The organism is Desulfarculaceae bacterium (genome assembly GCA_020444545.1).
Lineage (GTDB): Bacteria > Desulfobacterota > Desulfarculia > Desulfarculales > Desulfarculaceae > Desulfoferula.
In genome coordinates this window covers 623,016-646,953 of the sequence record JAHLKT010000004.1, presented here as the reverse complement: position 1 = coordinate 646,953, position 23,938 = coordinate 623,016, and the positions used below count along the sequence as shown (strand labels likewise).

The window sequence follows — 23,938 nt, the reverse complement described above, 5'->3', positions numbered from 1 at the left end:
GGTTATGACCGTACCGGGCGCCATATTCTATCTGCTGGCTCTGGTGGTGCTGTTGGCCACCCTGCTGGCGGTGACCAGCCGCAACCTCATGCACGCGGTGGTGCACTTGGTGATCTCCTTCGTGGGCACGGCCATGCTGGTCTATCTCCTGGGCGCGCCGCTGTTGGCCGCGCTGGAGGTGATCATCTACGCCGGGGCCATCATGGTGCTCTTCGTGTTCATCGTGGTCACTCTGGCCGTGCCGGTAAGCGGCGGGGAAAAGTGGCGCTATCTGCGGCAATGGGCCCCGGCCGCGTTGCTGGGCCTGGTGCTGCTGGCGGCCATGGCCGCGATGATCCTAAGCGACCCGGCCGGGCGGCCTATGCTGCCCCTGGCCTCGGTGTCGCCCCGGGCCTTCGGCAAGTTCGTGTTCTCCAGGTACTGGCTGGCCGTGGAGATCGTCTCCTTCCTGCTGTTCGTGGCCCTGGTGGGCGCGCTCTATCTGGGCCGCCACGCCTTTGGGCGGCGCAAAGGGGGCGACGCATGATCGCTCCCTTGTCGCATGTGCTGGTCTTGGCCGCATTGCTGTTCATCCTGGGCGCGGCCTGCGTGGTGGCCCGGCGCAATCTGTTCATGATCATCATCGGCGTGGAGGTGATGCTCAACGCGGCCGGGCTGGCCTTGGTTGCCGGGTCCCTGCGGTGGCACAACCTGGACGGCCAGTCCCTGGTGCTGTTCATCTTCGCGGTGGCCGCGGCCGAGGTCTCGGTGGGCCTGGCCCTGGCGGTGTACGCCTGGTCACGGCGGGGCAGCCTGGACCCGGACGACTACCGTGGGCTGGGGGATTAGCATGAAGGGGCTGATCCTCATAATGCTGCTAGCGCCCCTGGCCGGGGCCGCGCTCAATGCCCTGGCCGGGCGGGCCCTGGGGCGGCGCGGGGTAAGCGTGGCCGCCTGCGCGGCGGTGCTGGTCTCGCTGGTCATGGCGGTCATCGCCCTGGCCCTGCGCGGCGGCGGGGCGCACGACTTCGCGCTCTTCGCCTGGATCAAGCTGGGGCCGCTCAACACGGCCATGGACGTGCACTACGACGCCCTGGCCGCGCTCATGGCCCTGATGGTCACCTTCGTGGCCAGCATCATCCACGTGTACTCCACCAGCTTCATGAAGGACGACGCCGGCCTGGTGCGCTACTTCGTGTATCTGAACCTGTTCGTCTTCGCCATGCTGGTGGTCACTCTGTCAGACAGCCTGGTGTTCATGTATTTGGGCTGGGAGGGGGTGGGTTTCTGCTCCTACGCCCTCATCGGCTTTTGGTACGGCAAGAGCGCCAACGCCTCGGCCGGTCGCAAGGCCTTTCTCTTCACCCGCCTGGGCGACATCGCCTTTGGGGTGCTCCTGGCCCTGTGCCTGGCGTGGTTAGGCGATGTGTCCATCACCGGGGTCAACGCCAAGGCGGCCTCCCTGGCTCCGGGCGCGGCCTTGGTGCTGGGGCTGCTGCTCTTTTGGGCGGCGGCGGGCAAGTCGGCCCAGCTGCCGCTCAGCGTGTGGCTGCCCGACGCCATGGCCGGCCCATCGCCGGTATCGGCCCTGATCCACGCCGCCACCATGGTCACCGCCGGGGTCTACCTGCTCATGCGCCTGTTCCCGGTGCTGGCCGCCTCGCCGCCGGTGCTGGAGCTCATCGCGGCCGTGGGGGCTCTCACCGCCCTGTGGGCCGCCCTGGCCGCCCTGGCCCAGCGGGACATAAAGCGGGTGCTGGCCTATTCCACCATCAGCCAGGTGGGCTACATGTTCCTGGCCGTGGGCGCGGCGGACATTGTCTCCGGCATGTTCCACCTGCTCTCCCACGCCTTTTTCAAGTCGCTGCTGTTCTTGGCGGCGGGCTGCGTGATCAAGGCCCTGGACGAGGAGCACGACATCTTCAAGATGGGCAACCTGCGGCGCTTGCTGCCGAGTGTGGGGGCCTTGTTCTTCATCGGCGCGCTGTGCCTGAGCGCCTTCCCCTTGCTTGGCGGCTACTTCAGCAAGGACCGCATTTTGCTGGCCGCCTTCATCGCCCCGGGCGCGTCCTACAAGTTCTTCTGGGCGGCGGGCTTCTTGGCCGCCTTGCTCACCCCGCTCTATACCTTCCGCTTGTACTTCATCGCCTTTGGCAAGCGGGACAACGGGCGCACCGCCAGCCAAGTGCGGCAGCCCGCCCGTCTGCTGACCTGGGTGCTGTGGCCCCTGGCGGTGCTGGCCCTGGGCGACGGCCTGTTGAACCTGCCTTTCGGGCCGGGCAAGCGCTGGCTGTCCTCTTTCATGGCCTCGGTGCCCGGCGCGCGCATGGAGCTGCCCGCCTCGGGCGGCCTGGAGTTGGGCATGGCCCTGGCCAGCGCGGCCGGGGTGCTGTCCGCCATCGGTCTGGCGGTCTGGCTCTACCGGGGAGTGGGCACCGAGCCCAAGCCCGCCGTCTGGCGGGAGGCCTTGTTCCACGCGTTCTATGTGGACCGCCTCTATGAGCGCGTGCTGGTGCGGCCTTACCGGGCCACGGCCGATTTCCTGTGGAAGCAGTTCGACGATGGCGGCCTGGACCTGGGCTTCACCACCCTGGGGCAGGGGCTGGGCATCTTCTCGCGGGGTCTGGCCGCCTGGGCCGGAGGGCGGCTGTCGGTGTATTTGCTCATGATTCTTTTGGCCCTGGCCTTGATCCTGGTGGTCCTGGCCTGGTCCTGGTTCGCCTGGTGAGGATGATGCCGTGTTAAGCGTGCCGCTGCTCAGCCTGCTGATCCTGCTTCCCCTGGCGGGAGGCCTGTTGGCGCTGGCCTGCGGCGGGCGGCTGCGGCTGGCCCGGGGCGCCGCCCTGATCACGGCCCTGGTGGAGCTGGCCCTGGCCAGTGGGCTGCTCACCCTGACCGGCGGCGCGGCGCAAGGCCCCTGGCTTCTGACCGAGAGCGCCCCCTGGCTACCCGCCCTGGGCATCTCCTACAGCCTGGGCCTGGACGGGGTGAGCCTGCTCCTGGTGCTCCTGACCGCGCTCTTGCAGGTGCTTTGCGTGCTGGTCTCCTGGCGGCAGATCGACGACCGGCCCGGCTTGTACTACTTCCTCTTGCTGGTCATACAGGGCGGGGTCAACGGGCTGTTCCTGGCCCAGGACCTGTTCCTCTTCTATTTGTTCTGGGAGTTGCAGCTCATCCCCATGTTCTTCCTAGTGGGCATGTGGGGGCATGAGGACCGGGTGCGCGCCTCTTTCAAGCTGGTGCTGTTCACCCTGGCGGGCAGCCTGCTTCTGCTCCTGGGCATCCTGGGGCTCTACGCCTCTCACGGCGCGGCCACCGGCAGCTACACCTTCTCCCTGGCCGCCCTGGCGGGCACGCCACCTGCGGCGGGAGTGCAGGGCTGGATCCTGGCGGCCATGCTCATCGGCTTCGCGGTGAAGGTGCCCCTGGTGCCCCTGCACACCTGGCTGCCCGAGGCCCACACCCAGGCCCCCACTGCGGGCAGCGTGCTGTTGGCCGGCGTGCTCCTAAAGACCGGGGCCTACGCCATCTTCCGGGTGGCCTTGCCCCTGCTGCCCTGGGCTGCCGTCCCGGCCGCGCCGGTGCTCATGGTGCTGGCCTTGGCGGGCATCTTCTATGCCGGATGGATCGCGCGGGCCCAGGAAGACCTGAAGCGGCTGGTGGCCTACTCCAGCATCACCCATTTGGGCCTGGTGGTGCTGGGCCTGGCCGCCTGGGACCTGATGAGCGTGAGCGGGGCGGTGTTGCAGATGATCAACCACGGCCTGTCCACCTCGGCCCTGTTCATCCTGGCCGGGCTGCTGCAAGCGCGCCTGGGCACCCGCCGCCTGGCCGACTTCGGCGGGCTGTGGGGGGCTCTACCCCGCTTCAGCGCTTTTTTCCTGTTCTTCGCCATGGCCTCCCTGGGCCTGCCCGGCCTGAACAACTTCGTGGGCGAGCTCTTGGTCCTCCTGGGCACCTACCGGGCCTCGCCCGTGGCGGCGGTGGCCGGGTTCATCGGCCTGGCGGTGGGGGTGATGTACGTGCTGAGGATGGTGCAGGCCACCATCTTCGGCCCCGCGCGGGAGGATCTGGCCGCGCCGGATTTGAACTCCCGCGAGATGCTGGTGCTGGGCGTGCTGGCCGCGGCGGTGTTGTACATCGGGCTGCATCCCGGCCCGGTGCTGGAGCTTATCGAGGGCCCGGTGCGGGCTCTCTTGGCGCCCGGGCCCCGCGTGGCCCTGGCGGTGTTTTAGGCATAGGCATGATCATGACGGGCAAGCGAGACACAAATGCTTGACGGCTGGCCGGTCATAGCGCCTTTGGCCATCCTGGCCCTGGGCGGCGGGCTCATCTTCTGCCTGGGCGCCTTCTGGGCCGGGCGGCCCTCGGGCTTGTTGTGGTGGCTGGCCGTACTGGCCTCGCTGGCCGCCGGGCTCTTTGCCCTAAGCGGCCCGGCCACCGGCGTGTACCAGGGCCTGCTGGACGTGGGGCTCTACGGCCGCTTGTTCACCGGGCTCCTGGCCCTGGTGTGTTTGCTGGCTCTCTTGCTGGTGCGGCGCTACGCCCTGGCCCGGGGTTTCGCGGGCGAGGAGCTTTACGGCCTGATGCTCCTGGCCGCGTTGGGCATGGCCCTCACCGCCGGGGCAATGCACTGGTTGGCTTTCTTCCTGGGCCTGGAGATGCTCTCCATCTGCCTGTATATCCTGCTGGCCATGCGCAAGGGCGCGGACCAGTCAATGGAGGCGGGCCTCAAGTATTTCATCCTGGGCGCGGTGGCCTCCTCGCTGGTGGTGTTCGGCATCGCCCTGATCTACGCGGCGGGCGGCAGCCTGCTCATGGGCCCCAGCCTGACCCCGGCCGGGCAGGCGCCGGGCGGCCTGACCCTTTTGGGCCTGGGCCTGGTGCTCACCGGCCTGGCCTTCAAGCTCTCCCTGGCCCCCCTGCACGTGTGGGCCCCGGATGTGTACGAGGGAGCGCCCGCGCCCATAACCGCCTTTTTGGCCGCCGGGTCCAAGGCGGCGGTCATGGCCGCGCTGATCCGTCTTTGCGCCTTGCTGCCCAACGGGCTGTGGCCCTATTGGGTGCTGGCGCTCTGGGGCCTGGCCGCCCTGACTATGCTGGCGGCCAACCTAAGCGCCCTGCGCGAAGAAAAGGCCAAGCGCCTGCTGGCCTATTCCAGCGCAGCCCAGATGGGCTATCTGGTCATGGCCCTGGTAGGGGCGCGCTCCGGCGGCCTGTCCGCGGCCCTGTTCTTCCTGGTGGCCTACGCGCTCATGGACCTGGGCGTGTTCGGCATGCTGGGGGTGCTTTCCCCGGTGAGGCGCGACCTGGGCCGCCTGGGCGAGTTGGCGGGCCTGGCCCGTCGCCATCCTTGGCGGGCGGGATTCCTGGTGCTGTGCGTGCTGTCCCTGGCGGGGATGCCGCCCACCGGCGGCTTCGTGGGCAAGCTGTTCCTGTTCACCGCCGCCATCAAGGCCGGCTACCTGGGGCTGGCCTTGCTGGGCGCGCTGGGCGCGGCAGCGGCCTTTTACTACTACTTCAAGGTGGTGGCGGCCATGTACTTGCAGGAGCCGCCCCCCGGCGCGGAGGAGCCCCCAACGGCCGGGCCCGCCGAGGTGCTAGCCTTGGGCATCATCGCGGCGGGGCTGTTGTGGCTGGGCATCTTCCCGGGCTGGCTCCACGGCCTGGCGCGCGCGGCGGTGGCCACCCTGGGCGGCTGAGCCTTTTCCCGGAGAGCGGGGCGGCCTACTCGTAGCCCGCGCCCGGCTCCACCTTCCCCCGGAAAACCCAATATTGGTAGGCGTTGTAGGCCAGCATCAAGGGCAGCACCACGGCCACTCCGCTGAGCATGAACTTGAGGTTGATGGCTCCGGCTGCCGCCTGGAACACGGTGAGGCCGGGCGGCACCACCACCGGGTAGATGCTGCCCGCCAGGGAGAGCAGGAGCAGCAGGTTAAGGAGCAGGGCGAACCAGAAGCAGCCCGCGTCCCAGCTGCGGGCCAGGCAGACCACCAGGGCCACGAAGCAGGGCGCGGCCAGGGCCAGGGGCAGGGAGCTGACCAGCAGGCCGGGCCAGGCCAGCCAGCGGGCGCTCAGGAAGGGATGCAGGCCCCGCGACCAGAGGATGAGCAGCGGGGCGGCGATGAGCAGGAAAAAGGCCACGGCCCGGGCGGCGCGGCGGGCCTTGGCTTGCAGCTCGCCGCCGGTCTTGAGCACCAGCCAGGCCGCGCCCAGGAGAAGGTAGGAGCCCAAGAGGCCCAGGCAGACGGCCACGGCAAAGGGGCTGAGCCAGGCCCAGGCTCCGCCAAGGTAGCGCCCCGCCGATAGAGGCAGCCCGGCCAGGAGCGCGCCCAGGCCCAGCCCCTGGGCCACGGCGGCCAGCAGGCTGCCCAGGCCGAAGGCCAGGCTCCAGCGGCGCGGCCGGTCGGCGTGCTCGTAATATTCGATGGAAACCCCGCGCAGGATGAATCCCAGGAGCATCAGGGCCACGGGCAGGTACAGGGCCGACAGGGCCAGACCGTAGACCAGGGGAAAGGCCCCGAACAACAGCGCGCCCAGCACCACCAGCCAGGTCTGGTTGGCGTGCCACACCCCGGCCACGCTGGCCATCATCTGGCCGCGCTGCTCCTCGCGCCCCACGAACAGGGATAGGATGCCCACCCCCAGGTCCAGGCCGTCCAGGAGCAGGGTGAGAGCCAGCACCAGGGCCAGCAGCAGATACCACACCAGGGCCAGGTCGGCGTGCGCTGGGCTCATGACGCGGCCTCCTGGTAATAGGGTGGTACGGCCTCCAGGTCCGGGCCTTTCTTGATCAGCCGCCAGGCGAAGAACAGGAACACGCCCAGGAGCGCTCCGTAGATGAGCAGATACATGACCAGGGTGGAGGCCACCTGCCCGGTGGCCAGGAGGCTGGAGGCGTCGGCGGTGCGCAAATGGCCGAAGATAACCCAGGGCTGGCGGCCCATCTCCCGGATGATCCAGCCGGTCTCCACCGCCGCGTAGGCGGCCGGGATGGCCAGGAGCCAGGCGCGTAGCAGCCATTTCTGGTTGCCTATCTCATCGAGGGCCAGACGGCCCTTTCGCCAAAGCCACAGGGTCCAGAGCATCAGGAAGAGCATTCCGAAGCCAGCCCCCAGCATCACCCGGAAGGCGAAGTAGGGGATGATCACCGGCGGCTGGTCCTGGCGGGGGAAGTCCTTGAGCCCCTTCACCTGGCCGGTGAAGCTGCGGGTGATGAGCAGGCTGAGGCCGTAAGGGATGTCGATGGACCAGGCGTTGCGTTGCAGCTCGGGCTGGGGCCAGGCCAGGGCGTGCCAAGGCGCGCCTTCTCCCGGCGGGTTGGTGACCCAATGGCTCTCGATGGCCCCCAGCTTGGTGGGCTGATACTCGGCCACCGCCCGGCCCGAGCCGTCGCCCAGCCATACCTGGAAGGGCGCGATGAACACCGCCGCCAGCACCGCCAGCTTGAAGCTCTTCAAAAAGAACTCGCGGTGACGCCCGCGCAGGAGATACCAGGCGCTGACCCCGCCCACCACGAACAGGGTGGTTTCCAGGCAGGCCACCCACATATGGGAAAAGCCCCAGGGCAGGTCCGGGTTGAAGATGGCCTGCCAGTAGCTGGTGGTGACGAACTTGCCGCCCGCGAAATGGCCGCCCGCCGGGGTCTGCATCCAGGAGTTGGCCACCATGATCCAGAAGGCGCTGAGCGAAGCGCCCAGGGCCACCATGCAGGTGGAGAACAAATGGGCCTTTGGGGGCAGGCGCTTCCAGCCGAAGAGCATGAGATAGAGAAAGGCCGCCTCCAGCATGAAGGCCATGGTGGCCTCGAAGCCCAGGATGGAGCCGAAGAAGCCGCCGGTGGCCACGGAGAAGCGCTCCCAGTTGGCCCCGAACTGGAACTCCAGGGGGATGCCCGAGACCACCCCCACCGCGAAGTTGAGCACAAACAGCTTGCTCCAGAAGCGGTAGTGGCGGTAGTAGAGCGGGTCTTTGCTGCGCATCCACAGCACTTCCAGCACCACCAGGAAGATGCTCAGGCCGATGGACAAAAGCGGCCAGATAATGTGGAACATGGTGGTCAGGGCGAATTGCAATCGCGAGAGCAAGGTGCTGTCAAAGACCAGGTCCATGTGGCTACGATCCCCATCCCCGGCAGCGGAGGAAGAAAAGCGCCCCGGTTGCTCCGGGGCGGACGCCGCCTTGTGCTCCTAGTATGAGCCAGTTCCCTGGGGCGCTACAAGTTTCCGGGGCGGATTTTTGGGTGCGCGAGGGGTGACGGGGCGGCTCAGGCAGGCTCGGGAGTTTCGCCGCTCAGGCTGGCCAGCATGGCCCGCTTGAGCGCCAGGAACTCGGGCGAGTCCAAACGGCGGGGACGGGGCAGCTCCACCGCGAACTCTTGGCGCAAACGGCCCGGCGACTTGCCCATGACCAGCACCCGGTCGGCCAGCTTCACCGCCTCTTCCAGGTCGTGGGTCACGAAGACCACGGTCTGCCTCAGCTGCTGTTGCAAGGAAATGAGCAGGCCATGCATGTCCGCCCGGGTCTGGGCGTCCAGGGCGGCGAAGGGCTCGTCCATGAGCAAGGCGGCGGGCTCCAGCACCAGCACCCGGGCCAGGGCCACCCGCTGCTTCATGCCCCCGGAGATGGTCCGGGGCAAATAGCGCTCAAAGCCCTCCAGGCCCACCAGCTCCAACATGCGCGCCACCTTGGCCCGGCGGCCCGCCTTGCCGTCGCCGTTGCGCAGGCCGAAGCCCACGTTCTCGGCCACGGTGAGCCAGGGGAACAGGGCGTCTTCCTGGAACACCACCCCGCGCTCCGGGCCGGGGCGGCTCACCGGCTGGCCGTGCATGAGCACCCGGCCCGCGTCTTGGGGCAAGAAGCCGGCGATGATGTTCAACAGCGTGGTCTTGCCGCAGCCGCTGGGCCCCAGGATGCCCAGCACTTCGCCGGGGCGCACCGCGAAGCTGATGCCCTCCAGGGCGCGCACCCGGGTGCCGTTGAGCCCGAAGCTCTTGGTCACGCCTTCCAGGGTTAGGCAAGCTTCCCCGGCGCGGCTCATGAGAGCCTCCGCACGCTCTTGAAGAGCTTGAGCCCGCCCACCATGGCCAGGTCGCAGAGGCGGCCGATCACCGCGATGAGCAATATGCCCATGATGATGATGTCCACCCGGCCCAACATGCGCGCGTCCATGATTATCGCGCCCAGGCCGTCGGGCACTCCGGTGAGCTCGCCCAGGACCAGATAGGCAAAGGCGATGCCCAGGCCCAAACGCAAGCCGGTGACCACGTGGGGCATGGCCGCGGGGATGAGCACCGAGAAGATGAGCTGGCCCCGGCCCAGGCCCATCATGGCCCCGGCCTGGAGGTAGAGCGGGTTGATGGACATGGCCCCGGCGGCCGCGCCCAGGTAGATGGGGAAAAAGGCGGCCAGGGCCACCAGGAACACGGTGGTCTGATAGCCGATACCGAACCACACCAGGGCCAGGGGCAGCCAGGCGATGCCCGGCACGGCCCGCACCCCGTTGATGAAGGTGTCCAAAAACAGGCGCATGAAGCGCAGGCGGCCGGAGATGAGGCCCAGGGGGAGCCCCAGGGCCACGGCATAGGCGAAACCGCCGCCCACCCGCCCCAGGCTGGCCAGGGCATCGCCCACAAAACGCCCGGCATGGGGCGCGCTGCCCGGAGGCGCGAAGATGTATTCCCGGGCGGTGTCCCAGACCTGGGCCGGCGAGGGCAGGAGGTAAGGCGGCACCAAGCCCCCCAGGCTGAGCAAGGCCCACAGGCCTAGGGCGCAGGCGGGCAGCACCCAGGGCAGCAGCATCGCCGCCGGGGTTCTGCGCCGGGCCTGGCCGGTCTCTGGGCTGGTGCTGTTCATGCCTACTTGCTTTTGATCCGCTCCACGAAGCTCAGGTCGATGAGCTTATTATAGTCCGGCTCGCGCTTGATGATGCCCAGGGCCTTCATGCGCCCGCCCAAGGTGGCCACCCGCCGGACGAACTCCGCGTCCATGTCCCAGGCCAGCTCCATGTTGGGAGCGGCTTTCTCCAGCACCGGGAGCGGGGTGCCGAAGGTGGCGGCCTTTGCCAGCCACTCTTGGGTATGGGCTTGCAGCCACTGGGTGGCCTGGGCGTGAGCCTTCACCAGGGCCGCGACCTTGGCGGGCGATTTCTCTATGGTCTCGCGCTTGACCAGCATGCCCGCGTTGATGGTCCCAATGCCTTGGCCGTAATAGGGATAGGCCAGGATGCGGCCATAGCCCTCCAGCACCGCCAGGGTGGGGAAGGGCTCGCCCGAGAGGAAGGCGTCGATGGAGCCCCGGGCCAGGGCCAGGCCCATGTCGAAGAAGTCCACCCGGACCAGCTTTACGTCCTTATTGGGGTTGAGGCCGTTTTTGGTGAGCGCCTCGCGCAGGAGGATCTCGTGCATGGTGCCGGGCACGTAGCCGATCTTCTTGCCCGCCAGGTCCTTGATGCTCTGGATGGGGCCGTCTTTACGAACCACCAAGGCCGAGCACTTGTTGCACAGGGCGGCCACCACCACAACCGGCTCTCCCCGCGAGGCGGCGTGGATGGCGTGGGCCAGGGTGGTGCCGCATAGGTCCAGGCTGCCGGCCAACAAGGCCATCTTCTGGTCCGCCGGGTTGGTGAAGGGGAAGACTTTCACCGGCTGATGGGTAAGGAACTGCTGATAGAAAAAGGGTTGGATGGTCTGGGCGGTCTTCCAGGTGCCCACCTTCCAGGGCTCCCGGGCCGTGGCCGGGCCGCCCCAGGCCAGGAGCAGGGCGAGGATCAGGGCCAAGAGCGTGGCCGGGCCGAAGAACTTGCGCATGGTGTCTCCTCTCGGCCGCCGGTTGGCGGGCGGCGCGGCTCAGGGCAGGCCGTGAAAGGACGAGGGGCAGAGCGGGGCGGGCTCCCCCTCCGGGAGGGGCGCTCCGAAACAGTTGGAGGGCAGGGCCGGGTCCAGGCCCATCTCGCGCATCATGCGGGCGCAGGCCTCCAGGTCCTTGCCCCGGCCCTTGCCGGTGTCGGCCTCGGCGTCGCGGGGGCTGGAGCCCACCTCCGGGAAGAACAGGTTGGCCCCGGCCATGAGCGCGGCGGTGTTGGGCTCGTGGGTGCAGTGGGCCTTGGCCACGTCGCCCATGACCAGGCGGCTCACCGCCACCATGCGGGCCATCTCCAGCTCGTTGATCATGCCGTGATGGCCCAGGGGCGAGCCCGGGAAGTTGATGCGGCGCATCACCCCGGAGTAGGTGGCCCCCAGCTCCCGGGACAGGATCATCAAGGTGGCGATCTCCTCGGGGGTGTGCTCCGGCCCCACCGGCTCGATGCAGTTGGCCCACATGAGGCCCACGTCGGTGATCACCTTGATGGTGTTGATGCGGTTCTCCACCGGGAAGGGGGTGTCCACGCCCTCGCGCAGGCGCACCGCGTGGTAGAAGCCCTGGAAGCCGTGGGCCAGGAGCGCCTCGCCTTCCTGGTGGTTGATGTCGCGGGTATTGGCCACCAGGGGCACGCTCACCTCTTGGCTGAGCCAGGCCCCCAGCTCCAAGAGCTTTGCAAAGGGATAGCGGCCCGTGGTCATGAGGTTCAGGCCGTCGGCCCCCTGGGCCTCGCCCTCCTTGGCCCAGGCCAAAAGCTGCTCCCGGCTGAACTCCTCGCTGCCCTGGAAGATGCCCGCCTGTTTGGTGAGCGAGCAGAACTTGCAGTTGAAGACGCAGCCCTCCACGTTGAGGCCGATGTGGAAGTGGCGCTCCGCCTTGCCTCCGAAGCTGACGCGGCTCATGCGGTTGGCCGCGGCCATGAGCGCGTAGGATTCGGCCGAGCAAAGCTCCAAACGCAGCAAGTACACCGCCTCGTCATGGCTTATTCCGGCCATGTCTTCCGCTTTGTTCAGTATCTCCGTTACCTTGGGATCAAAGGGCTTGGCCGGGTTCAATCGGGGCTCTCCTAAAAGCTGTGGCGGTGGCTGGTGAAAGGCCGGACAGGGGCGGCCGGGTTTTGCATTGGGATTACCAATCAGTGACCATTACTGAATGACTATAATAACGCACCAAGGGAAAAATGAAACCCTTGCGCCGTATTGGCAGTATTCATGGGCGCTTGAGCGGGCGGGGCCGGGCCGGGAAGCGGCCCTCAGGAGATGGAGCCGCTGAGGAAAAACCAGCCCAGGCCGATGGTGTAGAGCAGGTTGCCCCACAGGCCGTGCTCCACACCCACCGCCACCAGGGAGCGCGAGGCCAGGTAGCGGTAGCCGAAGAGCACCCCGCCCAGGCCGGCCACCAAGGGGGCCACCCAGTTGCCGTAAAAGATGTGGGCCAGGCCGAAGCTGACCCCGCTGGCCAGGACCATGACCCGGGGGTCGGGGAACAGGCGGCGGTAGCGCTGGAAGAAGAACCCCCGGAACACCACCTCCTGGGGATAGGCCGAGAGCAGGGGATAGAGCACCAACAGGAGCAGCCAGGCCCCGGTCTGGCCGCTGGGCATGGCCAAAAACTGGTCCTGCATGAACAGGTAGGTGGCCAGGGCGATGGGCAGGGCGGGCAGGGCCAGGGCCACTAGCATCTCCTTGAGGTGTCGGCCCAGGCCCTCCACCCGCCACAGGGAGCGGCGGTCAAAGTCGCGCAAGCGCCAAAGATGCCAGGCGCAGGCCGCGGCCAGGACGAGCACCAGGGGGATGACCTTGTGGGCCAGCTGGTGGCGCAGGAAATAGAGCCCCAGCGGGGCCGCGAAGAACAGGCCCAGGCATTCCGCCCAAAGGAGGAGGGGAGCAGGTTGTTTGCGCGCGGCGCTGGTGGTCATCTTGCGGACACCGAAACTTAACTTGTTTGTAATAAAAACTAGTTTATCAAAGCGCCTAAGGATGGGAAGGTTTTCCGGGCCCAAAAGGTGTAAAAGGTTAATTTGTCACATAGCGAGGGCCCGGCATGGGCCCTTGTACATTGTTCAGGCGCCCCCGGTGGGAGCCGTTGATCCGCGCAAAGGTTGCTCAACATGATCGAGAAAGTCGCGCCGTCCCTGTACCGGGTGCAGATCCCCCTGCCGAATAGCCCCCTGAAGTATCTGAACAGCTATTTTGTCCTGGGCGAGGAGCGCAACCTCATCGTGGACACGGGCCTGAACATGCCCGAGTGCCTGGAGGCCATGCGCCAAGGCATCAATGAGCTGGAGGTGGACCTGGAGCGCACCGATTTCTTCATCACCCATCTGCACGCGGACCATTTCGCCCTGATCTCCGAGATCAGCGGGCCGCAAAACCGGATTTTCTTCAACCGTCCCGAGGCCGAGATCATCGAGGCGGGCTTTGACTGGAAGCTGATCTTCGCCTTCGGCGGGCTCAACGGCTTCCCGGCCGACGCGCTGGGGGACGCCCTGCGCAACCATCCGGGCTACAAGCACGGCTCCTCCTGGGTGCCCCGCTTCAACCTGATAGAGCCGGGCCAGCCCCTGGAGGTGGGCCCCTACCGCTTCACCAGCCTGCTCACCCCGGGCCACACCCTGGGCCACACCTGCCTCTGGGAGGCCAAGCACCGCATCCTCATCGCCGGGGACCATATCCTGGGCGACATCACCCCCAATATCCAATGTTGGAAAGACGGCTTCGACCCTCTGGCCATGTATCTGGACAGCCTGGACCAGACCGCCACCCTGGGGGCCCGCCTGGTGCTGCCCGGCCACCGGAGGATCATCACCGACTGCCCGGGGCGCATCGCCCAGCTGAAGGGCCACCACCAACAGCGCCTGGCCGAGGTGGAGGACATCCTGGCCCAAAAGCCCCGCGACGCTTACCAGACCGCCATGCGCATGAGCTGGGACCTCAAGTGCCGCTCCTGGGAGGAGTTTCCGGTGCCTCAGAAGTGGTTCGCCACCGGCGAGGCCATGGCCCATCTGCGCTACCTGGAAAACCAGGGCCGGGCCCGGGTGGTGGAAGAGAACGGGCGGCGGGTCTACCACCCGGCCGCCTGACCATGCGGCCCCGATTCCGGGGTTGTCTCCTAATTGCCGTAAAAAATGCCGACACCCGCCCCGCCCGGGTCTTGACAAAAACCCTGGCAATGATATTAATTGAGTACTCACTCAGTTTTATCGAGTGACCCAAATTCGGTGGATCAGGCGGGCACAAAGCGGCCCGCCTGCCATGTTTGGCCGGACGGGAGGCCCGCATGTCGCGCAAACCAGACATTCTCAAGGCAGCGGCCGAGCTGTTCGCCGCCAAGGGCTACCACGTCACCAGCACCCACGAGATCGCGGAAAGGGCCGAGCTCTCCGAAGGCATCATCTTCTACTACTTCAAGACCAAAGACCACATCTTGATGGGCATCCTCGAAGATATTTTCGAGGCATACCTGGTCGCTATTTACGAGGCCATGGAGAGGGTGGACACCGGTTGGGAGGCCATCAAGGCCTTTGTGGAGGTCCACTTTAAGTTGCGGATGGAGCGCTCCACGGAGATAGCCTGCCTGGTGCGGGATTTCCCCATCGGGATAACCAACCCGGGTTCGCAGCACCGGGAGGACATCCGCGCCTATCACTTCCGGTTGGTAAAGCTGGTGAAAGAGGCCCTGGAACGGGGCGCCAAAGACGGCAGCCTGCGGCCCTGCCCCCTGGGGGAGACGGCCTGCATGCTCATCGGCCTGCTCAGCAGCATCCCCCGTTTCGACATTTTTAACCTTACCCCCGAGGGCGACCTGTTGACGGAAACCCTGGATTTCGTGCACCGCGCCTTGGCTCCAACCCCGTAATCAAGCCTCCGAGGAGAGATTCGGCATGCCAATCTTGCGTATCATCATCGCTTTAGCCGTGCTGGCCATGGCGGCCGCGCCCACGGCGCCCGCCCGGGCCGCCGAGGACCAGGGCCAGCCTCCCGGGGTGCGGCTGCCCCTGCGCGACGCCCTGGTGAGGGGCATCGAGCACAACCTGGAGCTCAAGATGACCGAGGTGAACATCCCGGTCAGCCAGGAGCAGCGGACGGTGGAGGACGCCCAGTTCGACCCGGTGTTGGACGCCTCGGTGTACAACGCCCAGGACCACCTGCCCAGCGCCTCGGCCCTGGCCGGCGGCGATCATGAGGACCTGGGCACCACCGGCGGCACGGTGGGGGTGTCCAAGCGCTTCCAGACCGGCCTGCGCTCCCGGGTGGGGGTGGAAACCCTGGGCACGGACAGCAATTCCACCGTCGTGGGGCTCAACCCCAGCTACCGCACCGCCCTTCGCCTGGACCTGACCCAGCCCCTGCTCAAGGGCATGGGCACCGAGGTGAACACGGCTAACCTCAGGATCGCCCAGAACCGGGTGATGCAGTCGCGTTACGACTACCTCAATCGGGCCCAGGGCGTGGCCCAACAGGTGGAGAACACCTATTACCTCCTGGCCCTGGCCTATCAGGTCTTGCAGCACCGGGTGGAGTCGCGCAACCTGGCCCGGGGACTGCTGGACGGCAACCGGCGCAAGTTCGAGGCCGGGGTGGTGCCCATCACCGAGGTGCAGGAGGCCGAGACCGCGGTGGCTTCCCGCGACGAGCAGATCGTCTACGCCAAGCAGCAGATGGAGACAGTCTCCAACCACCTCAAGAATCTATTGGAGATTCGCCCCGGTGATCCGCTCTACGAGGTGACCATCATCCCCCAGCCGCTGAGCGACGTGCACACCGCCTATCCCAGCTTCGCCAAGGCCATGGCCATCGCCCTCAAGCGCCGGCCCGATCTGCTGCGCCAGCACCTGGAGCTGAAGAACCTGGACATCCGGCTGGTGTACTTCGATAACCAGAAGCTGCCCCGCCTGGACGCGCTGGGCTCCATCGCGGCCAATGGCCTCGCGGGCACCGAGCGCGAGTACGCCTACAACGGCACCCGGGTGAACAGCCCCTTTGCCGGCGATTACGGCGACTCCTGGGGCTCCATGGCCGGAGCGGACGGCTACTCCTGGTACATCGGCCTGGACATGGACTATCCCATCGGCAACCGGGCGGCCAAGGCCCGCTACCAACAGGCGGCCTGGGAAAAGAAGCGCGGCATCTACCGCCTCAGCCGCCTGGAGACCAACGCCGAGACCGAGCTGAAAAACGCCCTGGTCACCCTCAGGCGCTCCTGGGAGCGGGTGCAGGTGGCCGAGCGCTTCGTGCGCCTGGCCGAGACCACCCTGAAGCAGGAGAACCGCCGCCTGGACGAGGGGCTCAGCGACTCCTTCAGAATTCTGGACTTCCAGAACTCGGTCATCAACGCCCGCATTCGCAAGGCCGCGGCGGTGGCCGACTTCAACTCCGGCCTGGCCGATCTGCACCGGGCCATTGGGGACAATCTCTCGCGCTATAACATCGTGCCCGAAATGGGGCCCAAGGAGAAGGCCGATGCCCGCTAGAAAACTGCTGCTGACCGGCGCGCTGCTCATGGCGGTGGCGGCGCTCACCCTGGGCGCCGCGGGCTGCGGCCAGAAGGACAAGAAGGCCACGGCCAAGGCCAAGACCGCCACTCCGGTGACCCTGGGCAAGGCCAGCGTGCGCAAGGTGGTCTACACCCTGGACCAGGTGGGCACCCTGGAGTCGCCCAAGATGGTGACGCTCCGGGCCGAGACCGCCGCGCCCATCACCGCGATACTCTTCCATGAGGGCAAGCCGGTGAAAGAAGGCCAGATCCTGGTGAAGCAGGACACGGCCAAGCTGAAGGCCACGGCCCAGAACCTTGAGCAGCGCATCCATCAGCTGAAGATCCGCATGGCCCACCAGAACCGCATCCTGGAGCGCAACAAGCCCCTGGTGAAGGACAACCTGGTCTCCAAGCTCAAGTACGACGACCTGGAGACCGAGATCAAGCTGACCGAGGCCACCCTGAGCCAGGCCCAGGCCGACCTGACCCGGCACAAGGACCTCATGGAGGACGCCGACATCCGCGCGCCCTTTGACGGGGTGGCCGGGTCCAAGGACATCTCGGTGGGCGACTACCTCAAGGTGGGCGACAAGGTGGTGACCGTGGTGAGCCTGAATCCCCTGGAGATGGGCTTCACGATTCCCGAGCGCTACAAGGCGGGCATCAGCGTGGGCCAGGAGGTCCAACTCATGATGGCGGCCTACCCCGGGCGCGACTTCAAGGCCCGGATCTACTTCATCTCCCCGGTGGTGGACGTGGCCACCCGCAGTTTCCGGGTGAAGGCCCGGGTGGACAATAGCCAGGGCCTGTTAAACCCGGGCATGTTCGCGCGGGTGCACGTGATCACCCAGGTGAAGGACGCGGCCATGACCGTGCCCTGGGCCGCGGTCATCCAGACCGAGACCGAGACCTACATTTACGTGCTGGAAAACGGCAAGGCCAAGAAGGTGCCGGTGAAGCTGGGCAAGATCACCAGCCAGTGGGCCGAGGTGATCGGCGCGGAGATCAAGCCCGGCCAGGAGGTGATCCTGGAGGGCAAGTTCCAGGTGAAGCCGGGCAGCGAGGTCAGCACAAAGCAGGAGGCCCCCAAGGCTCCGGCGGACAAGAAGTAGGGCGGCCATGTTTTTAACCGACTTTTCCATCAAGAGGCCGGTGGCCTCCACCATGATGGTCGCCGCGCTGGTGGTCTTCGGGATCATCGGCTTCTTCCGCCTGGGGGTGGCGCTCTATCCCAACGTGGACTTCCCCATGGTCACCGTGACCACGGTGTGGGAGAACGCGCGGCCAGAAGAGGTGGACAACGACATCACCGACAAGCTGGAGGACGCCATCAGCGGGGTGAGCGGCATCAAGCACATCACCTCCAAGAGCATGCAGGGCGTCAGCCGCATCGTGGTGGAGTTCGACCTGGACAAGAACGTGGACGTCGCGGCCCAGGAGGTGCGCGACAAGGTCTCGGTGAAGCTCCGGGAGCTGCCCGACGAAGCCGAGGCCCCGGTGATCGACAAGCTGGACATCAACGCCCAGCCCATCATCTGGATATCCATCAGCGGGCCTCAGGCCATCGAACAGCTCACCAAGATCGCCGACGAGCAGCTTCGGCCCCTGGTGCAGAAGATCCAGGGCGTGGGAGAGGTGCGCGTGGGAGGGGCCCGCAAGAAAGAGGTGCACCTGTGGCTATACCGGGAGCGCCTGGCCGCCTACGGCCTGGGGGTCAACGACGTGATCCGGGCGGTGAAGGCCCAGCACGTGGAGGTGCCCGGCGGCAAGATCGACTCCAAGGTGAAGGAGTTCCTCATCCGCACCGTGGGTGAGTTCGCCACTCCCGAGGCCTTCAACGACATGATCGTGGCCTATCACAAGGGCGCCCCGGTGCGCCTGAAGGATCTGGGCTACGCCAAGAGCGCCCGCGAGGAAAGCGTGGGCGTGGCCCGCTTCACCACCAAGAACGGCGGGGAGCGCACCGTGGGGCTGGGCGTCTCGCCCCAGTCCGGGGCCAACCAGGTGGCCATCGCCCAGAAAGTGAAGGCCATCCTGCCCGAGCTGCAACGCATCGCCCCCGAGGGCGTGCTGGTGCAGATCGCCACCGACTCCACCGTGTTCATCGAGGACTCTATCGAGGAGGTGCGCTTCCAGCTGCTGTTGGGCGCCATCATCGCCGCCCTGGTCATCTTCCTGTTCCTGCAAAACATCCGCACCACCCTGATCAGCGCGGTGGCCATCCCCACCAGCATCGTGTCCACCTTTGCCTGCATGTATTGGCTGGACTTCACCATGAACAACATGTCCATGCTGGCCCTGGTCACAGCGGTGGGTTTGGTCATCGACGACGCCATCGTCATGGTGGAGAACATCTTCCGGCACCGCACCGCCCTGCACAAGGGGCCCATGCAGGCGGCCCTGGAGGGCAGCTCGGAGATCGCCTTCGCGGTGGTGGCCACCACCGTGGCCCTGGGCGGGGTGTTCTTGCCCGTGGCCTTCATGGGCGGCATGGTGGGGCGCTTCTTCTACGAGTTCGCCATCACCCTGGCCTTTGCCGTGGCCTGCTCCACTTTCGTGGCCCTCACCGTGGTGCCCATGCTCTCGGCCCGCTTCCTCACCGTGAGCGAAGGCGGCGGCGGCGTCTTCAACCTGTTCAACCGGGCCATGGACGCCACCAGCCGTTTCTATCGCGGGCTCATGGACTGGTGCCTCAAGCACCGGCTTTCGGTGATCGCCCTGGCCATGGCCATGCTGGTGGCCGGCGGCTGGGTCTTCACCCTGCTGGGCAAGGAGTTCATCACCGAGGACGACCAGGGCCGCTTCATGGTGAGCTTGGAGATGCCTCTGTCCTACTCCCTAGAAAAAACCGACTCGGTGCTCATGCGCCTGGAGGACCAGCTCATCAAGATCCCCGAGGTCAAGAGCTTTTTCTCGGTCTCGGGATACGAGGGATCCAACAAGGCCTTGGCCTTCGTCAACCTCATGGAGAAGGATAAGCGCACCCGCGGCCAGATCGAGGTGCAGAACCAAGTGCGCGGCCTGCTGAGCAAAATGCCCGACGTGCGCGGCGGCGCGGTGGCCATCTCGCCCCTGGGTGGCGCCGCGCGCAACGAGGACATCCAGTTCGTCATCCAGGGCCCCAGCATCGAGGGCATCGACAAGTATTCCGAGGAGCTCATGCAGAAGCTCCGGGCCACGCCGGGCTTCGTGGGCATCACCCGCGACCTGGAGATCGGCAAGCCCGAGGTGCGCGTGAAGATCGACCGCAACCGGGCGGCCGACGCGGGCATCAGCGTGCGCGAGGTGGCCACGGCGGTGGGCGCCCTCCTGGGCGGCGTGAAGACCGTGGAATTCAAGGAGGGCGGCAAGAGCTACGACGTGCGGGTGCGCCTGGCAGAGGAGCAGCGCAACCTGCCCCAGGACATCCAGCGCATCTGGCTGCGCGCCGCCGACGGCCGCCTGCTGGACGTGTCGAGCTTCGTGACCCTGGAGCAGGGGGTGGGGCCCAGCGTGATCAACCGTCTGGACCGCAGCCGCTCGGCCACCGTCTACAGCAGCCTGGACGGCAAGCTCATGGGCGAGGCCATGGACGAGGTGCAGGCCATGGCCGACCAGATGCTGCCCGAGGGCTACACCACCAAGTTCGCGGGCCGGGCCGAGGCCATGCAGGAGACGGTGGGCTACATCTTCTTCGCCTTCGTGCTGGCCATCCTGCTGACCTACATGGTGCTGGCCGCCCAGTTCGAGAGCTTCGTGCACCCCTTCGCCATCATGATGGGCTTGCCTTTGTCCTTCATCGGGGCCTTCGGCCTGCTCTATCTGCTGGGCAACACCTTCAACCTGTTCTCCATGATCGGCCTGATTCTCCTGGTGGGCCTGGCCACCAAGAACGGCATCCTGCTCATCGACTACACTAGGCAGCTCAGGCTTGAGGGCATGGACGCCCATGACGCGCTCATCGAGGCCGGGGCCACCCGCCTCCGGCCCATCCTGATGACTGCGGTGTCCACCATCGGCGGCGTGATCCCGGTGGTGCTGGCCTTCGGCGTGGGCAGCGAGAGCCGCCAGCCCATCGCGGTGGCCATCGCCGGCGGCATGATCTCCTCTACGGTGCTTACTCTGGTGGTGGTGCCGGTGATCTACTCTTACCTGGACCAGCTGGCCAACTGGCGCCTGCTGCGCAAGGTGAAGGGCCGCTTCATGGCCGCGCCCGAGGAGGGCTACACCAGCCAGGGCAAGATCGAGCCCAAGTAAAACCGACCAACCCCAACAAGGCGGGCCCTGCTTCGGCAAGGCCCGCCTTTCCTTTTGGGAAGATTTTCCTACCCCCAGGGAAAGGCCTCCTCTGGCCCCTCGGCCGGCTCGCCTTGTCTTGTTTGCCATAACAGTCTGTTTTAAAAGACAACCTTGCTGTTGATCCTGCGTGGCGGCGGGCTGGTCCGGCCTTTGCATTGTTACAAGGCGAGGGCCGGGTCCGCAGGATGGGCCATCCGCCCGGCCGCAGCGAAACCGCCAGGGAGGCGCAAGCATGAACCCGCACCACACACAACCCGGGCAGGGCCCGCGCCGAAAGATGGGGCTAGAGGACCAGACCCTGCGCGAGGCCTTGCAGATGTACCCGCGCCTCACCCCCTGGCAGGCCCGGTTGCAACTTTTCGAGCAATTACTCAAAGCAGGCCTGCGCCGCTTCCAAGTGGGCTCCTTGGTGCGGCCCGACCGTATGCCCCAAATGCAGGGCACCGACGAGCTGATCCGGGCCATCGGCCCCCGGCCGGGCGTGGAGCTTTGGGCCCTGGTGCTCAACCGCCGGGGCCTGGAGCGGGCCCTGGCCTGCGGCCTCACCGGCGTGGCCTTGTCGGCCTCGCTCTCGGAGCGCCACAGCTTGCGCAACCTGGGCCGGGGGGTGAGGGATGGCCTCAAGAGGGCGGAATCATTGGCCCGCGAGGCTCTGGACGCCGGCCTCCGGGTGCGCATGGGCTTGCAATGCGCCTTTGGCGGCCCCATGCTCAAGCCCCCTACGCCAAAGGATTTGGCCCGCCATCTGGCCCCGTTCCATGCCCTGGGGGTGAGGCGTTTGGCCCTGGCCGACACCGCCGGACGGGCCACTCCCCAGGGCGTGGGCGATACCTTGGAGTATTTGCGCGAACAGATGCCCGGCGCGGAGCTGGGCCTACATCTGCACGGCCAGCCGGAGCGGCTGGAGCCGGTGTTGGAGGCCGCGGCCCAGGGCGGGGCCGCCTGGCTGGACGCCACCTTGGGCGGGCGGGGCGGCTGCCCCTTCCTGCCCGGCCAGCCGCCAAATAACCTGAGCCTGCGCCAGGCCGGGGAGTTCCTGGCCCAGCGGGGCCTGGGGCCCAAATTGGACCCGGCCAAACTGGCCGCCGCCGGGGGCGGACTAATCACCCTATTGTCCTACGGAAAGGTGTTTAAGACAGATCAAGCATACAATTAGGTATGAATAGCGCTTTAACGCTTCACGTAAGTATGTTTATAGGCGGGGCTATCCGACCCTTCTGGCAACCGGCATTAAAATAGTGTGTAATATCGGCCTTTTGCCATCATAGCATTTGGCGGCACCATCCTTGCATTCTGTAACTGCATGGCAACCCAGGTCACAGAGCTGGAACTTCGGGTTCTGTTCGAGATCAGCCGGGTAATCGGCGAGGCGCTGAACCTCTCCCAGACCCTGGAGCGGGTCTTGGCTATCATCTCGGACACCCTGGCCATGAAGCGGGCCACGGTCACCCTGCGGGGCAGTGACGGCAAGCTGGCCATCTACGCCTCCTACGGCCTCTCGCCCCAGGAGATGAGCCGGGGGGTCTACGCCCAGGGCGAGGGCGTGACCGGCCGCATCTTCCAGACCGCCCAGCCCTTTTACGTGCCCGACGTGAGCCGTGAGCCCCTGTTCCTCAACAAAACCCAGTCCCGCGACCTGGACAAGGGCAAGATGGCTTTTGTGGGCGTGCCCATCCTGCTCTCGGGCGAGCCCATCGGGGTGCTCAACGTGGACCGGCTCTTCGGCGAGGAGGTCTCGGCCTCGGAGGACATCCGCTTCCTGACCATCGTGGCCCAGCTCATCGGCCAGTTCGTGCAGCTCAACCGCCAGGTGGAGCGCCGCGAGGAGTTGCTCAGACGCCAGAACAAGCTACTCAAGGACGAGGTCAGCAACCGGTACAACAATTTCTTCATCGTGGGCAAGAGCCCGGCCATGCGCGAGCTTCAGGGCACCCTGGCCAAGGTGGCCCCGGCCAAGGCCTCGGTGCTGCTGTTGGGCGAGTCCGGCACGGGCAAGACCCTGGTGGCCCGCATCATCCACGAGATGAGCGCCCGGGCGGACGGGCCTTTCGTGAAGATCAACTGCGCGGCCCTGCCCGAGAATCTTTTGGAAAGCGAGCTTTTTGGTCACTCCAAGGGCGCCTTCACCGGGGCCACCGAGGAAAAGCCGGGGCGCTTCGAGGAAGCGGACGGGGGCACCATCTTTTTGGACGAGATCGCGGAGATGCCCATCAGCCTCCAGGCCAAGCTCTTGCGCTTCTTGCAGGACAAGGAGTTCGAGCGCCTGGGCTCGCCCAAGACCCACAAGGTGGACGTGCGCATCATCGCGGCCACCAACCAGAACCTGCCGGTGCTGGTGGAGTCCAAGGAGTTCCGCCAGGATCTTTACTATAGGTTGAACGTGTTCCCTCTGCATTTGCCGCCCCTGCGCGAGCGGGTGGAGGACATCCCGCTGTTGATCCACCACTTCCTGGACAAGAACTCCGAGGAGTACAGCCGCCGCCTGATCATCGAGACCGCGGCCGAAAAGGCCCTGGTGGCCTACTCCTGGCCGGGCAACGTGCGCGAGCTGGAGAACATCATCGAGCGCCTGAGCATCATGGTGGATCAGGACACCATCACCAAGGCCGATTTGCCCGGCTTCCTCATGAGCGCCGCCAACGAACCGGCCGGGGAGGACGAGGCCAACCGCTCCAAGCTGGACGAGCTGGAAAAAGGCGAGCTCTTGGACGCGCTGGAGCGCAACCGCTGGGTGCAGTCGCGCGCCGCGTCCGACCTGGGCATCACCCTGCGCAAGCTGGGCTACCGGCTCAAGAAGTATGGCTTGGAAGAGAGGGTAAAGGCGGAGCGGCACAAGCTAGTGCACGGCTAAATTGGGCGGCTTCGCCAGACGGCGGGATGCGGCGTTGCGTGCGTCGCTCGCTTCCTCGGCGTATTGGCATATACGCCTGCGGAACTCGCTAGCCCGCGCCTTGCCTGCCGCCGCCTGGCTGTGCCGCGGGAAAGGCATTGCCTGGCTTTACGCCTACGTGCCTACTGAAGACAGCTTAAAACCTAGGGGAGATGTTGTCTCCTCATAGGCCCTTTATTCATGCGCCCCGCGAGCGGACACGCGGCAAGGCGCATGGATAAAGGGCCATTGTTTTGTGCCCGCTTTACACGCCCCGCTGGATTTCACCTCAAGGTAAAATCTTTTTGCGTGTAGGTAAAATTACGCGCTCTGTCCAGTTGCCCGTTCGAGTCTGATTTCCCTCCGCGAAAAAAATTATACCCAGCCAATTCCGCCGGTTGCGCCGCACCGGCCACGCCGGCCAGCGCGCTTGGCAAGGGCCTTGCTCTCTTGGGGGCCAAAGCAATCCTTTAG

At 66.4% G+C, this 23,938-nt stretch carries 19 protein-coding genes; 12 read left to right on the top strand and 7 right to left on the bottom strand.

Annotation, left to right across the window (positions count from 1 at the left end; all coding sequences use genetic code 11):
- Positions 1-4 precede the first annotated feature (4 nt).
- Genes KQH53_14785 through KQH53_14765 form a run of 5 tightly spaced genes read left to right on the top strand, consistent with a single transcriptional unit; the run spans position 5 to position 5,681 of the window.
- Positions 5-526, top strand: coding sequence for an NADH-quinone oxidoreductase subunit J (locus KQH53_14785; GenBank protein MCB2227943.1), 522 nt, complete (start codon positions 5-7; stop codon positions 524-526).
- Entirely contained in the window at positions 523-828 is a 306-nt protein-coding gene (nuoK, locus tag KQH53_14780; protein ID MCB2227942.1) for an NADH-quinone oxidoreductase subunit NuoK, read from the top strand. The genes KQH53_14785 and nuoK overlap by 4 nt, the downstream gene beginning before the upstream one ends.
- Before the next feature lies 1 nt (position 829).
- On the top strand, positions 830-2,707 hold the full coding sequence (gene nuoL, locus KQH53_14775; protein ID MCB2227941.1) for an NADH-quinone oxidoreductase subunit L: 1,878 nt from the start codon (positions 830-832) through the stop codon (positions 2,705-2,707).
- A 10-nt stretch (positions 2,708-2,717) separates the two neighbouring features.
- Positions 2,718-4,214, top strand: coding sequence for an NADH-quinone oxidoreductase subunit M (locus KQH53_14770; GenBank protein MCB2227940.1), 1,497 nt, complete (start codon positions 2,718-2,720; stop codon positions 4,212-4,214).
- Positions 4,215-4,250: 36 nt separating this feature from the next.
- Positions 4,251-5,681 carry an NADH-quinone oxidoreductase subunit N gene (locus KQH53_14765; GenBank protein ID MCB2227939.1) on the top strand — a complete coding sequence of 477 codons (1,431 nt, stop codon included), beginning with the start codon at positions 4,251-4,253 and terminating at the stop codon, positions 5,679-5,681.
- A gap of 25 nt (positions 5,682-5,706) precedes the next feature.
- Here the strand turns inward: KQH53_14765 and cydB are convergent, their stop codons facing one another.
- The 7 genes from cydB to KQH53_14730 form a co-directional block, all read right to left on the bottom strand.
- Positions 5,707-6,717, bottom strand: a complete 1,011-nt coding sequence (gene cydB / locus KQH53_14760; GenBank protein ID MCB2227938.1) for a cytochrome d ubiquinol oxidase subunit II — start codon at positions 6,715-6,717, stop codon at positions 5,707-5,709.
- A complete protein-coding gene (locus KQH53_14755) occupies positions 6,714-8,090 on the bottom strand; it encodes a cytochrome ubiquinol oxidase subunit I (GenBank protein MCB2227937.1) in 1,377 nt (458 codons plus the stop codon). Before KQH53_14755 ends, cydB begins: the two co-directional genes overlap by 4 nt.
- A gap of 155 nt (positions 8,091-8,245) precedes the next feature.
- Positions 8,246-9,019 carry an ABC transporter ATP-binding protein gene (locus KQH53_14750; protein MCB2227936.1) on the bottom strand — a complete coding sequence of 258 codons (774 nt, stop codon included), beginning with the start codon at positions 9,017-9,019 and terminating at the stop codon, positions 8,246-8,248.
- On the bottom strand, positions 9,016-9,834 hold the full coding sequence (locus KQH53_14745) for an ABC transporter permease (GenBank protein ID MCB2227935.1): 819 nt from the start codon (positions 9,832-9,834) through the stop codon (positions 9,016-9,018). Before KQH53_14745 ends, KQH53_14750 begins: the two co-directional genes overlap by 4 nt.
- Before the next feature lie 2 nt (positions 9,835-9,836).
- Positions 9,837-10,787, bottom strand: a complete 951-nt coding sequence (locus KQH53_14740) for an ABC transporter substrate-binding protein (protein MCB2227934.1) — start codon at positions 10,785-10,787, stop codon at positions 9,837-9,839.
- Between the two features lie 39 nt (positions 10,788-10,826).
- Entirely contained in the window at positions 10,827-11,894 is a 1,068-nt protein-coding gene (locus tag KQH53_14735; protein MCB2227933.1) for a hypothetical protein, read from the bottom strand.
- Positions 11,895-12,091: 197 nt separating this feature from the next.
- A complete protein-coding gene (locus KQH53_14730) occupies positions 12,092-12,757 on the bottom strand; it encodes a CPBP family intramembrane metalloprotease (protein MCB2227932.1) in 666 nt (221 codons plus the stop codon).
- 192 nt (positions 12,758-12,949) lie between these two features.
- Between KQH53_14730 and KQH53_14725 the strand changes: the two genes are divergently transcribed.
- The 7 genes from KQH53_14725 (at position 12,950) to KQH53_14695 (ending at position 23,446) form a co-directional block, all read left to right on the top strand.
- Positions 12,950-13,921, top strand: a complete 972-nt coding sequence (locus tag KQH53_14725; GenBank protein ID MCB2227931.1) for an MBL fold metallo-hydrolase — start codon at positions 12,950-12,952, stop codon at positions 13,919-13,921.
- A gap of 197 nt (positions 13,922-14,118) precedes the next feature.
- Positions 14,119-14,697: a TetR/AcrR family transcriptional regulator gene (locus KQH53_14720; protein MCB2227930.1), complete on the top strand. Its 579-nt coding sequence runs from the start codon at positions 14,119-14,121 to the stop codon at positions 14,695-14,697.
- Positions 14,698-14,722: 25 nt separating this feature from the next.
- Positions 14,723-16,312, top strand: a complete 1,590-nt coding sequence (locus tag KQH53_14715) for a TolC family protein (protein MCB2227929.1) — start codon at positions 14,723-14,725, stop codon at positions 16,310-16,312.
- Entirely contained in the window at positions 16,302-17,429 is a 1,128-nt protein-coding gene (locus KQH53_14710; GenBank protein ID MCB2227928.1) for an efflux RND transporter periplasmic adaptor subunit, read from the top strand. The genes KQH53_14715 and KQH53_14710 overlap by 11 nt, the downstream gene beginning before the upstream one ends.
- A gap of 7 nt (positions 17,430-17,436) precedes the next feature.
- Positions 17,437-20,553 (top strand): efflux RND transporter permease subunit, encoded by a 3,117-nt coding sequence (locus tag KQH53_14705; protein MCB2227927.1) that lies wholly within the window; start codon positions 17,437-17,439, stop codon positions 20,551-20,553.
- Between the two features lie 274 nt (positions 20,554-20,827).
- Positions 20,828-21,751, top strand: coding sequence for a hypothetical protein (locus tag KQH53_14700; GenBank protein MCB2227926.1), 924 nt, complete (start codon positions 20,828-20,830; stop codon positions 21,749-21,751).
- A gap of 147 nt (positions 21,752-21,898) precedes the next feature.
- A complete protein-coding gene (locus tag KQH53_14695) occupies positions 21,899-23,446 on the top strand; it encodes a sigma 54-interacting transcriptional regulator (protein ID MCB2227925.1) in 1,548 nt (515 codons plus the stop codon).
- The last annotated feature ends 492 nt before the right edge of the window (positions 23,447-23,938 follow it).